Origin of the sequence: Cellulomonas hominis, assembly GCF_005239125.1 — a bacterium.
GTDB classification, from domain to species: domain Bacteria; phylum Actinomycetota; class Actinomycetes; order Actinomycetales; family Cellulomonadaceae; genus Cellulomonas; species Cellulomonas hominis_A.
Window position 1 is genome coordinate 1 of record NZ_SZYE01000147.1, and the last position, 9,950, is coordinate 9,950.

Below are 9,950 nucleotides of genomic sequence, written 5' to 3' on the forward strand. Positions count from 1 at the left end.
GCCGTGCGCGGCGGCGACCCGGGCGGCGGCCGACGCGGGGCCGGCGCCGTACCAGCCGCCGGTCCGCCCGCTGGCCCCGGCGCCCGCGACGTCCTGCTCGACGACGAGGACGTCGAGGGCCGGGTCGGCCTCGAGCAGGTAGTACGCGGTCCACAGGCCGGTCAGGCCGGCCCCCACGACGACGACGTCCGCGGTGGTGTCGCCGTCGAGCGGGTCGCGCGCGGGGCGCGGGTCGTCGGCCTCGGCCTGGTCGAACCACAGCGACGCCGCCGCGGGGTCCCCGCCGGTGCTCCACCGCAGCGCCACCGCGCCGGCGTCGGCTGCCGCCTCGCGCGCACCGTCCACGTCGCCTCCCCGGTGGCCGGCCGGGCGGCGGGCCTCCCGCCGATCGTCATGGTTCGCCCCTGCGGGCGCAAGGCGGTGGCCGGACGGTCGCCGGACGGGTGATCCCGCGGGTGACCGGTGCCTCGGACCCCTCCCGGGCCCGGTGGCGCGGGGTACCGTGCCACGACAGCCCCGCCCCGGCACCCGCCCGCCCCGGGTGCCCCGTCACACCCGGATCGCCCGGAACGAGCCGCCATGTCCGCACCCCCGCCGCCCCGGGACCTGCCGGTCGCCCGCCGGGCCGGAGACCCGACGCTGGGCCTGATCCGGCGCGTGCTGCTGGTGTGCCTGCTGGTGGGTGCGGTGTCGGTGGGCGCGGTCGCGGTGCTGCGCCGGGACGACGTGCTGCTGCGGGTGACGTCCCCGGTGCTGCTGGTCGTCGTCCTGCTGTTCGCCTGGCTGGTGCTGCGGCGTCCGGCGGCGACCGTGCCGGTGTCCCGGGTGGTGCTGACGGGGCTGGACGTGCTGTGGCTGGCGACGCTGGGCAGCCGGCTGGGCACCGCGGCCGGCGGCGGCTGGGACGCGCTGTTCCCGACGACGTTCATGGGCCTCGCGCTGTTCGTGGTGATCGGGTACCTGGTGTTCCCGACCCGGTTCGCGGCGCTGCACGCGGGCGCCGTGGTCCTGGCGACGCTCGGGGTGGGCTGGGCCGGGCTCGCGCTCGGCCCGTCCGGCCCCGCGACCCGCCAGCACGCGGTCGACCTGGCCCGGTACGCGGTGTACCTGGCGGTGCTCGCGGCGATGGTCTGGGTGCTGTCGCGCACCAAGGAGCACGCGGCCCGCGCGTTCCAGGTGGCGGAGCGCGCGAGCGCCGAGGCGGCGTCGATGCGCGAGATGGCCTACCGCGACCCGCTCACCGGCGCGGCGAACCGCCGCCGGCTGGAGGACGAGCTCGCCTACCAGGCGCGGGTCGTCGGCTCCGGCCTCGACGTCGCCCTGGTGTACCTCGACCTGGACCGGTTCAAGGCGGTGAACGACGTGCATGGCCACACGGTCGGGGACCGCGTGCTGGTGGCGGTCGCGCGGGCGCTGGAGCAGCACGTGCGGTCGGGCGACCTCGTGGCGCGGCTCGGCGGCGAGGAGTTCCTGGTGGTCGCCCCGGGGACGGGCGCCGGCGACGCCCGGGTGCTCGCCGAGCGGCTGCGCACCGCGGTCCCCGGTGCGGTGCGCGCGCAGGCGCCCGTCGACGTGACGGCGAGCCTCGGGGTGACGGCGCTGCGCGCGGGGGAGGAGCCGGCGGCGGCGATCGGGCGGGTGGACGCGCTGATGTACCGGGCGAAGCGGGCGGGCCGGGACCGGGTGGCGGTCGACGGCGACCCGGAACCGGCCGGGTCCGCGCCCCCCGACCCGGCCGACGTCCAGCCCGTCCCCAGGAATCCGGGGCAGGATGGGGGGTCGACCCACCCGCGCCGAGCCGACCCGCTCGGCGGGCAGCCGCACTGAAACGGAGACCCCCGCATGGCCTACGCGATCGGCGTCGTGGTGCTCGTCGTGGGCATCCTCGTGTCCATCGCGCTGCACGAGGTCGGCCACATGGTGCCCGCCAAGAAGTTCGGCGTGCGCGTGAGCCAGTACATGGTCGGCTTCGGCCCGACCCTGTGGTCCCGCACGAAGGGCGAGACCGAGTACGGGGTCAAGGCCGTCCCGCTGGGCGGCTACGTCCGGCTGATCGGCATGTACCCGACGCCCGACGCGGTCGGGAACCCGCCGGTGCGCGGGTTCTTCAGCCGGATCGCCGCGGACGCCCGCGAGGCGAGCGCCGAGGAGATCCGCCCGGGGGAGGACCACCGGGCCTTCTACCGGCTGTCGACGCCCAAGAAGCTGGTCGTCATGCTCGGCGGACCGGTGATGAACCTGCTCATCGCGGTCGTGCTGCTGGCCGTCGTGCTCGTCGGCATCGGCGTGCAGGGCGCGAGCACGACCCTGTCGTCGGTGAGCCAGTGCGTGCTGCCGGCGGACTCCACGGCCACCGAGTGCGCCGCCGACGACCCGGCCGCCCCGGGCGCGGAGGCCGGCCTGCGACCGGGCGACACCGTGGTGTCGTACGACGGCGTGGCGATCACCTCCTGGGACCAGCTCAGCGGGCTGATCCGCGGCACGGGCGCGGAGCCGGTGCCGGTCGTGGTGGAGCGGGACGGCGAGCGCGTCGAGCTGACGGTGACGCCCGTGGTCGCCGAGCGTCCCGTGACCGACGACGCCGGGCAGGTCGTCCTCGACGACGCGGGCGACCCGGTGACCCGCGAGGTCGGGTTCCTCGGCGTCAGCCCCGGCACCGAGCTGCAGCGCCAGCCGCTGTCCGAGGTGGTGACGCTGACCGGCGACGCGGTGGTGCAGACGATGAAGGCCGTCGTCACCCTGCCGGCGAACCTGGTGGGCATCGCCGAGAGCGCCTTCGGCGACGGGGAGCGCAGCGCCGAGGGCGTGCTCGGCCCGGTGGGCGTGGCCCGGCTGGCCGGCGAGGTGGCCTCCTCGGACGCGACGGGCGTCGGGGTCGCGGAGCGGGTGTCCGGCATGCTCAGCCTGCTCGCGTCGCTGAACATCGCGCTGTTCGTGTTCAACCTGATCCCGCTGGTGCCGCTGGACGGCGGGCACGTCGCGGCGGCGCTCTGGGAGGGCCTGAAGCGCCAGGTCGCGCGGCTGCGGAAGCTGCCCCGCCCGCGGCCCGCGGACGCGGCCAGGCTGCAGCCGGTGGCGCTCGCGGTGTTCGTCGTGCTCGGCGGGATGGGTCTGCTGCTGGCCTACGCGGACATCGTCGCGCCCGTCACGTTCGGCTGAGCCGCGCCGCTCGGGCGCGCAGCGGTCGTCCGGTGCGATGATGACCCGGTGAGCACCCCCATCAGCCTGGGCATGCCGGAGGCTCCTCCGCCGGTGCTGGCCCCCCGCCGGCCGACCCGGAAGATCCGCGTGGGCAAGGTCGAGGTCGGGGGCGACGCGCCGGTCAGCGTGCAGTCGATGACCACGACGCTGACCTCCGACGTCAACGCGACGCTGCAGCAGATCGCCGAGCTGACCGCCGCGGGCTGCGACATCGTCCGCGTCGCCGTCCCCACCCAGGACGACGCGGACGCGCTGCCCGCCATCGCGCGCAAGTCGCAGATCCCGGTCATCGCCGACATCCACTTCCAGCCCCGGTACGTGTTCGCCGCGATCGACGCGGGGTGCGCCGCGGTCCGCGTCAACCCCGGCAACATCCGGAAGTTCGACGACCAGGTCAAGGAGATCGCCCGCGCCGCGTCCGACGCCGGGGTCTCGCTGCGGATCGGCGTCAACGCCGGCTCGCTCGACCCGCGGCTGCTCGCCAGGTACGGCAGGGCCACGCCGGAGGCGCTGGTCGAGTCGGCCGTCTGGGAGGCGTCGCTGTTCGAGGAGCACGGCTTCCACGACTTCAAGATCTCGGTCAAGCACAACGACCCCGTCGTGATGGTGCGCGCCTACGAGCTGCTGTCCGAGCGCGGCGACTGGCCCCTGCACCTCGGCGTGACCGAGGCCGGCCCGGCGTTCCAGGGCACGATCAAGTCGGCGACCGCGTTCGGCGCGCTGCTGAGCAAGGGCATCGGCGACACGATCCGGGTGTCGCTCTCGGCCCCGCCGGTCGAGGAGGTCAAGGTCGGCATCAGCATCCTGCAGTCCCTGAACCTCCGGCCGCGCAAGCTCGAGATCGTGTCCTGCCCCTCCTGCGGGCGCGCGCAGGTCGACGTGTACTCCCTGGCCGAGCGGGTCACCGCCGGGCTCGAGGGCCTGGAGGTACCCCTGCGGGTGGCCGTGATGGGCTGCGTCGTCAACGGTCCGGGGGAGGCCCGGGAGGCCGACCTCGGCGTGGCGTCCGGCAACGGCAAGGGGCAGATCTTCGTCCGCGGCGAGGTGGTGCGCACGGTGCCCGAGTCGGCGATCGTCGAGACGCTGATCGACGAGGCGATGCGGATCGCCGAGGGCATGACGCCCGCCGAGGACGGCGCCGGCGGCCCCGTGGTGACGGTGGGCTGACGCCGGTGCGGGGGCTCTGGGAGGACCTGGCGGCGGGGCGGCCACCGGCCGGCACGGGCGGCGCCCGGGTGCTGTCCGACGCCGACCTGCCGCGCGCCCTCGCGCTGTGCGCGCAGGACCCGGTCGCCGCGGTGCTCGCCACCACCCGGCTGGAGCAGGCGGCGGCCGTCGGGCTGCGGCGCGCCGGCGGGCAGCTGTGGGGCTACGAGGTCGACGGGACGCTGGTCGCGCTGGCGTGGGCCGGTGCGAACCTCGTCCCGGTCGCGCCGGACGGCCCGGAGCGCGCGGCGGCGCTGGACGCGTTCGCGGCGATGGGCCGGGCGCAGGGGCGGCGCTGCTCGTCGGTCGTGGGCGACGCCGACGCGGTGCTGCCGCTGTGGGAGCGCCTGGCGCCCGCGTGGGGCGCCGTGCGGGAGGTGCGCGCCGAGCAGCCCTCCATGGTGATCGACGGCGACCCCGCCGTCGGCCCCGACCCGGCGGTCCGCAGGTCGGTGCCCGAGGAGTACGACCTGGTGCTGCCGGCCTGCGTGCGCATGTTCACCGAGGAGGTCGGCTACTCGCCGATCGGCGGGACCGGCGGGGCGTACGAGGCGCGGGTGCGTTCGCTGGTCCGCGAGGGCCGGTCGTTCGTCCGGATCGACCCCGGCGACGACGGGTCGCCCCAGGTGGTCTTCAAGGCCGAGCTGGGCGCCGTCGCCGGCGGCGTCGCGCAGGTGCAGGGCGTCTGGGTCGAGCCGACGCGCCGCGGCGAGCGGCTGTCCGAGGCCGGGATGGCGGCGGTCGTCGCCCTCACCCGGCGCGACGTGGCGCCGACGGTGTCGCTGTACGCGAACCACTACAACGAGCGGGCGCTCGCGGCCTACCGCGCGGTGGGCTTCCGACGGGTCGGGACGTACGCGACGGTGCTGTTCTAGGCGCCGGCGGTCGCGCCGGCGGTCGCCCCGGCCGCGTCCGTCAGCGGCTGGTCCGCCGCGATGCGGTCCCACAGGTCCTGCGCCTGCGACGTCCACACCACCCGGTCGCGGTCCTGGGGCGCCTCGGCGACGGGCACGGTCACCGGCTGCAGCGTCGCCGGGTCGACGTCGCGCAGGGTGAGGGCCAGGCCGGCCAGGTCCCGGACGTCCGCCAGGCCCTCGCTGATCGACAGCGAGCGGGTGACGGAGGTCAGCACGGGCATCAGGGTGCCCGGGTCGGTGAGCAGCCCCGCACCCTGCACCTGGGCGGCGAGCGCGTCGACGAGCTGCTGCTGCCGCTCGATCCGCGCGAGGTCGGATCCCATCTCCAGGCCGTTGCCGGTGCCGGTGCGGGCCCGGAGGAACTGCAGCGCGGTGGTACCGTCGAAGGTCTGCGGGCCGGCGGGGACGTGCAGCCCCGCCTTGGGGGAGTCCATCGCCTCGGGCAGGTCCATCGGCACGCCGCCCAGGGCGTCGATGACGTCCCGGACGCCGTCCATCTTCACGACGATGCTCTCGTCGGTGCGCAGGCCGCTGGCCTGCTCGAACGTGCGCCGGGTGCACGCGGCCGCGGCGGCGAGGTTGCCGGTGCCGCCGGCGCCGATCGAGAACGCCTCGTTGAACATCTCGTCGGAGCGCGGCTCGGTGGTGCTGCCGTCCTCGAGGGTGCACGACGGGATGTCGACGAGCGAGTCGCGCGGCACCGAGACGACGTCGACCCGGCTGCGGTCGGCGGACAGGTGCACGAGCATCGTCGTGTCGGACCGCATGCCGTCCACCTCCCCGGCCAGGTCGGCGTTCTCGCCGTCGCGGACGTCGGTGCCCATCACCAGGATGTTGAGCGGCCGCCCGGCGTAGCCGTCGGCGGGGGCCTCCTCGGGCGCCGCGGGCCGGTCGTCGCCGAGGAACTGGTCGACGTCGGCGGCGTCGATGCCGCCCTGCACCTGCGCGTAGAGCGCCACGGCGCCGGAGGTGCCGCCGAGCGCGAGGACGCCGACGGTCGCGGCGGCCACGCGGGCGACGCGGCGGCCGGTGCCCCCGCGGGCGGGGCGGACGTGCCGGGCGGGCCGCTGCACGGCGCGGCTGTGCCGGACGGCGCGGTCGCCGCTGCTGGTGGTCTCGGGCATGGCACCACGCTAGGGAGGACAGCGCGGGGGGCGCTCGGCGAGGGCGGAGAGTCCTCGGAGGGATCCTGTGCGCGAGGTGTGAAGCCCGGGGCCCCGCGGGCTCGTCCTCAGCGCAGCAGCCGGGACATCCGCCGGTCGGCGAGCGGCTTGCCACCCGTCTGGCAGGTCGGGCAGTACTGCAGGGACGAGTCCGCGAACGACACCTCGTGCACCGTGTCGCCGCAGGGCACCCCGTCCCAGCCCGGGCACGGCTCGCCGGTGCGGCCGTGCACGCGCATGCCGCGGCGCTTGGCGTCCTTCAGCTCGGCGGCGGGCCGGCCGGCGGCGGTGGCGACGGCCTCGCGCAGCACGCCGACGGTCGCCGCGTGGAGCCGGGCCACGGCGTCCGCGTCGAACGACCGGGTCAGCGCGAACGGGCTGGTGCGGGCGACGAGCAGGATCTCGTCCGAGTAGGCGTTGCCGATGCCGGCGATCGTGCCCTGGTCGCGCAGCAGGCCCTTGATCTGCTGGTTGCGCGCCGCCATGAGCGCGCCGAGCCGCTCCGGGGTGAACTCCTCGGACAGCGGCTCGACCCCGAGCGTCGCGATCTGCGGCACGTCGGCCGGGTCGGCCACGACGTGCACCGCGAGCCGCTTGCGCGTGCCCGCCTCGGTGAGGTCGAAGCCCGAGCCGTCGTCCAGCCGGACCCGCAGGGCGAGCGGCGACTTCCCCGGCCGCACCGGGGTCGCGGGCAGCTGCTCGGACCAGCGCAGCCAGCCCGCGCGCGCCAGGTGGAACACGAGGTGCAGCGGGTCGCCCGTCCCGCCGCCCGCGGCCGGCGGCGCGACGCCCAGGTCCAGCCACTTGCCGTGCCGGCCCGCGGACACGACGGTGCCACCGGTCAGGTCGGTGGGCGCGGGGCGGAACGTCTTCAGGGCGCTGATGGCCCCGACCTCGACCCCCGCGACGGTGCGTCCCACGGCGCGCTCACGCAGGAAGGCGGCCAGCGACTCGACCTCGGGCAGCTCGGGCATGCCCCCATGGTGGCCCAGGCGTCCGACACCTGGCACGCCCACTAGGCTGCGGCCCATGCTGCTACGCCTGTCCACGCTCTTCGTCCGCACCCTGCGCGAGGACCCGGCCGACGCGGAGGTGGCCAGCCACAAGCTGCTCGTCCGCGCCGGCTACATCCGCCGCGCCGCCCCCGGCATCTACACCTGGCTGCCGCTGGGTCTGCGGGTGCTGGGCAAGGTCGAGCAGGTCGTGCGCGAGGAGATGGCCGCCGCCGGCGCCCAGGAGGTGCACTTCCCGGCGCTGCTGCCGCGCGAGCCGTACGAGGCGACCGGGCGGTGGACCGAGTACGGGCCCAACCTGTTCCGGCTGCAGGACCGCCGGGAGAACGACTACCTGCTCGCGCCGACGCACGAGGAGATGTTCACGCTCCTGGTCAAGGACCTGTACTCGTCGTACAAGGACCTGCCGCTCACGCTGTTCCAGATCCAGACCAAGTACCGCGACGAGGCCCGCCCGCGCGCCGGCCTGATCCGCGGCCGCGAGTTCATCATGAAGGACGCCTACTCGTTCGACGTGGACGACGCGGGGCTGGAGGCGTCGTACGCCGCGCAGCGCGCCGCGTACCAGCGGGTGTTCGAGCGCCTGGGCCTGGAGTACGTGATCGTGGCGGCGACGTCCGGCGCGATGGGCGGCTCGCGGTCGGAGGAGTTCCTCAACCCGACCGCGATCGGCGAGGACACCTTCGTGCGCTCGCCGGGCGGCTACGCGGCCAACGTCGAGGCCGTCACGACCCCGGCCCCGCCGGCGTTGCCCTACGACGACGCCCCGGCCGCCCACGTCGAGGACACCCCGGACACCCCGACGATCGACTCGCTCGTCGCGGTCGCGAACGAGCGGTTCGCCCGTCCGGACCGCGCGTGGACCGCCGCCGACACGCTGAAGAACGTCGTGCTGGCGCTCGTCCAGCCGACCGGGGTCCGCGAGCTGCTGGTCGTCGGGCTGCCCGGCGACCGCGAGGTGGACCTCAAGCGCCTGGAGGCCGCCGTGGCCCCGGCCGAGGTCGAGCCGGCCGTCGAGGCCGACTTCGCCGCGCACCCCGAGCTGGTCAAGGGCTACATCGGCCCGCTCGCGCTCGGCCCGAACCGCGAGGGCCTGGCCGCCGACGCCGAGGGCCGCACCGCCGTCCGGTACCTGCTCGACCCGCGCGTGGTCGAGGGCACCCGGTGGATCACCGGCGCCGACCAGCCCGGCAAGCACGTGTTCGACCTCGTGGCCGGCCGCGACTTCACCGCGGACGGCACCGTCGAGGCCGCCGAGGTGCGCGCCGGCGACGAGGCCCCCGACGGCTCCGGCCCGCTGGAGCTCGCGCGCGGCATCGAGATCGGCCACATCTTCCAGCTGGGCCGCAAGTACGCGCAGGCGCTCGGCCTGACCGTGCTCGACCAGAACGGCAAGTCCCAGGTCGTCACGATGGGCTCGTACGGCATCGGCGTGTCCCGGGTGCTCGCGGCGCTGGCGGAGGCGAACCACGACGACCGCGGCCTGGCCTGGCCCGCCGGCGTGGCGCCCGCGCACGTGCAGATCGTCGCGACCGGCAAGGACGCGGCGGTGTTCGAGGCCGCCGAGTCCCTGGCGCAGACCCTGGACGCGCGCGGCATCGAGGTGCTGTACGACGACCGGTTCAAGGTCTCGCCCGGCGTGAAGTTCGCCGACGCCGAGCTGCTGGGCGTCCCGCTGACCGTCGTCGTGGGCCGCGGGCTCGCGGACGGCCTGGTCGAGGTGCGGCCGCGCGTGGTCGTCGAGGGCGGCCCGCAGGCGGAGCAGGTGCCGGTCGCCGAGGCGGCGGACCGCGTGGCGGAGCTGGTGGACGCGCTCCTGGCGCGCTGACGCACGCCGCGACGGCCCCGTCCGCGCAGGCCGCGCCGAGACTGCACATCGTGTGGGGTTCGCAGGGGTTGAACACCGCAACTGATGCGATCTCGGCGGGCGGTCGGCTCGCGGCGGGCGGTCAGCTCTCGGCGGGCGTCGGGGTGGGGGTCGGGGTCGACGTCGGGGCCGGGAGGCCCGGGAGGGCCGTCGGGGTCGCGCCCCACGCCAGGGACTCGACCGCGGAGGTCCGCAGGCCGTCGACGGCGGCGGTGCGGTCGGCGGTCGCCGCGCCGGTGTCGAGCACGGCGTCGGCGTGCACCGCGGCGAGGTCGGTCAGCAGCCCGGCCGCGAACGACCGGACGCCCTCGGCCGACGACAGGTCGCCGTCCAGCTCGTAGGCCACCCGGCGCGGGTCCTCGGCGGTGCCGGCGACGCCGACGGCCTCGGCCCAGGCGGACGCGGCGGCGCGGTGCGCGGCGGCGGCGGTGCGGGCGCGGGCGCGCGCGTCGTCGGAGAGCCGGGCGGCGGCCACCTCGAACCCGTAGCCCGCCTGGTCCTCGGCGAGCACCAGGGCCAGGGCGTCGGCACGGTCGAGGTCGGTGCCCACCGCGTCCGCCGGTCCGGTGCCGGTGGGCGTGGG

The 9,950-nt window shown here is 76.2% G+C and carries 9 protein-coding genes; 5 read left to right on the plus strand and 4 right to left on the minus strand.

The genetic code is table 11. The features are described 5' to 3' along the window. A partial coding sequence (locus FA014_RS14890) for an FAD-dependent oxidoreductase (protein WP_419178410.1) occupies positions 1-345 on the minus strand: 345 nt, incomplete at its 3' end. A 234-nt stretch (positions 346-579) separates the two neighbouring features. Here FA014_RS14890 and FA014_RS20960 point away from each other — a divergent pair. The 4 genes from FA014_RS20960 to FA014_RS14910 all read left to right on the plus strand — a co-directional run bounded on the left by FA014_RS20960 (position 580) and on the right by FA014_RS14910 (position 5,282). Then, on the plus strand, positions 580-1,827 hold the full coding sequence (locus tag FA014_RS20960) for a GGDEF domain-containing protein (protein ID WP_154730440.1): 1,248 nt from the start codon (positions 580-582) through the stop codon (positions 1,825-1,827). A 15-nt stretch (positions 1,828-1,842) separates the two neighbouring features. Further along, entirely contained in the window at positions 1,843-3,159 is a 1,317-nt protein-coding gene (locus tag FA014_RS14900; protein ID WP_154730441.1) for a M50 family metallopeptidase, read from the plus strand. 72 nt (positions 3,160-3,231) lie between these two features. Further along, entirely contained in the window at positions 3,232-4,368 is a 1,137-nt protein-coding gene (gene ispG / locus FA014_RS14905; protein ID WP_230323205.1) for a flavodoxin-dependent (E)-4-hydroxy-3-methylbut-2-enyl-diphosphate synthase, read from the plus strand. Positions 4,369-4,373: 5 nt separating this feature from the next. Next, a complete protein-coding gene (locus tag FA014_RS14910; protein ID WP_230323200.1) occupies positions 4,374-5,282 on the plus strand; it encodes a GNAT family N-acetyltransferase in 909 nt (302 codons plus the stop codon). On the opposite strand, the gene FA014_RS14915 is transcribed toward FA014_RS14910, so the two are convergent. After that, entirely contained in the window at positions 5,279-6,448 is a 1,170-nt protein-coding gene (locus FA014_RS14915) for an LCP family protein (RefSeq protein ID WP_154730443.1), read from the minus strand. The genes FA014_RS14910 and FA014_RS14915 overlap by 4 nt on opposite strands. A 107-nt stretch (positions 6,449-6,555) precedes the next feature. Then, positions 6,556-7,461, minus strand: coding sequence for an Fpg/Nei family DNA glycosylase (locus FA014_RS14920; RefSeq protein WP_154730444.1), 906 nt, complete (start codon positions 7,459-7,461; stop codon positions 6,556-6,558). 55 nt (positions 7,462-7,516) lie between these two features. Between FA014_RS14920 and FA014_RS14925 the strand changes: the two genes are divergently transcribed. Next, the gene (locus FA014_RS14925; protein WP_154730445.1) at positions 7,517-9,328 is read left to right on the plus strand and encodes a proline--tRNA ligase; all 1,812 of its coding nucleotides are present in this window, start codon (positions 7,517-7,519) and stop codon (positions 9,326-9,328) included. Between the two features lie 121 nt (positions 9,329-9,449). Here FA014_RS14925 and FA014_RS14930 read toward each other — a convergent pair. Further along, the coding region (locus FA014_RS14930) for a DUF4439 domain-containing protein (RefSeq protein WP_154730446.1) at positions 9,450-9,950 on the minus strand (501 nt) is incomplete at its 5' end.

Excerpts from the sequence above, each read along its gene's own strand:
- FA014_RS14925 (WP_154730445.1), top strand. The coding sequence starts at position 7,517 with ATGCTGCTACGCCTGTCCACGCTCTTCGTCCGCACCCTGCGCGAGGAC.
- FA014_RS20960 (WP_154730440.1), top strand. The coding sequence starts at position 580 with ATGTCCGCACCCCCGCCGCCCCGGGACCTGCCGGTCGCCCGCCGGGCC.
- ispG (WP_230323205.1), top strand. The coding sequence starts at position 3,232 with ATGCCGGAGGCTCCTCCGCCGGTGCTGGCCCCCCGCCGGCCGACCCGG.
- FA014_RS14920 (WP_154730444.1), bottom strand. The coding sequence starts at position 7,461 with ATGCCCGAGCTGCCCGAGGTCGAGTCGCTGGCCGCCTTCCTGCGTGAG.
- FA014_RS14915 (WP_154730443.1), bottom strand. The coding sequence starts at position 6,448 with ATGCCCGAGACCACCAGCAGCGGCGACCGCGCCGTCCGGCACAGCCGC.
- FA014_RS14900 (WP_154730441.1), top strand. The coding sequence starts at position 1,843 with ATGGCCTACGCGATCGGCGTCGTGGTGCTCGTCGTGGGCATCCTCGTG.